The sequence below is a fragment of the Mesorhizobium sp. M7A.F.Ca.CA.004.12.1.1 genome, from assembly GCF_003997835.1.
GTDB lineage: Bacteria > Pseudomonadota > Alphaproteobacteria > Rhizobiales > Rhizobiaceae > Mesorhizobium.
Genome location: NZ_RZRK01000930.1, coordinates 1 through 2,216, shown reverse-complemented (window position 1 = coordinate 2,216; position 2,216 = coordinate 1). Strand labels below are relative to the sequence as shown.

The window sequence follows — 2,216 nt, the reverse complement described above, 5'->3', positions numbered from 1 at the left end:
TCGTTGCGCTGTTGGCCATCGTTGCGCTCGGCACCTCCAAGACGACGGTCATCGTCGTCATCGGCCTGAGCTTCGCGCCGATCATCGCGCGCACCGTGCGCTCGGCGGTGCTGGCCGAGCGCGAGCTCGACTATGTCGCCGCCGCACAACTCAGGCATGAAAGTGCCCTGCATACGATGTTCGTCGAGATCCTGCCCAACGTCATCCCGCCGATCCTGGTCGAAACCACCGTGCGGCTCGGCTATGCCATTTTCGCCGTCGCCACGCTCTCCTTCATGGGCTTTGGCATCCAGCCGCCCTCGCCCGACTGGGGGCTGTCGATCTCCAACAATTACGGCATGATCGGCGGCGGCTTCTGGTGGACGGTGCTGTTCGATGCGCTCGCCATCGCTTCGCTGGTGATCGGCGTCAATCTGGCGGCCGACGGCGTTCACGGAGCGCTCAATGACTAACTCCGCCAAGGCCGAAAACGCACTCGAACTCACCGATCTTTCGGTTGCCTACCGCGTCGCCGGCCGCAATCGCGCCGTGCTGCGCAACCTCAGCCTCACCATCGGCCAGGGCGAAGCCTATGGGCTGGTCGGCGAGTCCGGTTGCGGCAAGTCGACAGTGGCGCTCACCGTCGTGCGCTATCTGCCGAGAAATGGCTCGATCACCGGCGGCGCGATCTCGCTCGACGGCCAGAATGTGATGAAACTTGACGCCGAAGCGCTCAGGCGGGCGCGCGCGGAAAGCGTCTCCATGGTCTATCAGGACCCGGGCAAGGCGCTGAACCCATCGATCCGCGTCGGCCGTCAGCTGACCGAGATTTTTGAACTCGGCGGCGTTTCGGGACGAGCGGCCACTGACCGGGCGATTGCGATGCTGAACCGAGTGCGCATCTCCGACCCGACAAGTGTCATGCAGCGCTACCCGCACCAGCTTTCCGGCGGCATGCAGCAACGCTTGGCGATTGCCATGGCGCTGGCCAACGATCCGTCGATGCTGATCCTCGACGAGCCCACCACCGGCCTCGATGCGACGGTGGAGGCCGAAGTGCTCGACCTGATCGCACAGCTCAGGCAGGAACTGTCAGCCTCTATCCTGTTCATCAGCCACAACCTCGCCGTCGTTTCCAACATGTGCGACCGGGTCGGCGTGCTCTATGCCGGCATGCTGGTCGAGGAAGGACCAACGGAGGTCGTGTTCAACGATCCGCGCCACCCCTACACGGTGGCGCTGCTGCGCTGCCTGCCGCGCGGCGGCCAACGCAAGGATCAGGGCCGGCTCGACACCATTCCGGGTTTCCTGCCCGGCATCGGGGCCGACATCAAGGGCTGCGCCTTCGCCGATCGCTGCGCGCTCGCCGACGATCGCTGCCGCAGCGAATTGCCGCCGCTCTATGATCTGGGCGGCCGGCTGTCGCGCTGCTTCCATCACGACAAGGCGCAGGCGCTGCCGCGCGCGACACCGAGCGATGTGGCGCCCGCCCCAAAGCCGGCGGCAGCACCAGTGCTGCGCGTCGCCGGGTTGAACAAGACCTATTCCAGCCACGGTCACGCACTGCGCGCCGTCAAGGATGTCTCGGTCGATTTGCGGCCCGGCGAGACGCTCGGGCTGGTCGGTGAGTCCGGCAGCGGCAAGACGACCTTCGCCAGGCTGCTGCTCGGCCTGGTACCGCCCGACGAAGGCGGCACCATCGAACTCGAGGACAAGGCGCTGGCGCCTCGGCTGGAGAACCGCAGCGACGACCAGATCAAGGCGATGCAGATCGTCTTCCAGAATCCGGATTCGGCTCTCAACCGCTCGCATTCGATTCGCCATCTGATCGGCCGGGCACTGAAGCGGCTGGCCGGCCTCTCCGGCAAAGCGCTGGAGTCGCGCCTCAATGACCTTGTCCGCTCGGTCCGGCTCACCGACCGCCATCTTGCCGTCAAGCCGCGCCAGCTCTCCGGCGGCCTGAAGCAGCGCGTCGCCATCGCGCGCGCCTTCGCCGGCGACCCGCGCATCGTGGTGTGCGACGAGCCGACCTCGGCGCTCGACGTCTCGGTGCAGGCTGCCATCCTCAATCTGCTCGCCGACCTGCAGTCGAAGGAAGACGTCAGCTACATCTTCATCTCGCACGACCTTGCCGTGGTGCGTTACCTCTCCGACAAGATCGCCGTGCTCTATCTCGGCCGCATCATGGAACTTGGGCCATCGGAAGACGTCTTTTCCGGACCGCATCACCCCTATAC

General features: G+C 65.6%; 2 protein-coding genes. Both read left to right on the top strand.

Going from position 1 to position 2,216, the window contains the following annotated elements:
• Nucleotides 1-452: ABC transporter permease (locus EN984_RS31875; protein WP_164765800.1), on the top strand; the 452-nt coding region annotated here is incomplete at its 5' end.
• The coding region (locus EN984_RS31870; RefSeq protein ID WP_164765799.1) for an ABC transporter ATP-binding protein at nucleotides 445-2,216 on the top strand (1,772 nt) is incomplete at its 3' end. The genes EN984_RS31875 and EN984_RS31870, both read left to right, overlap by 8 nt.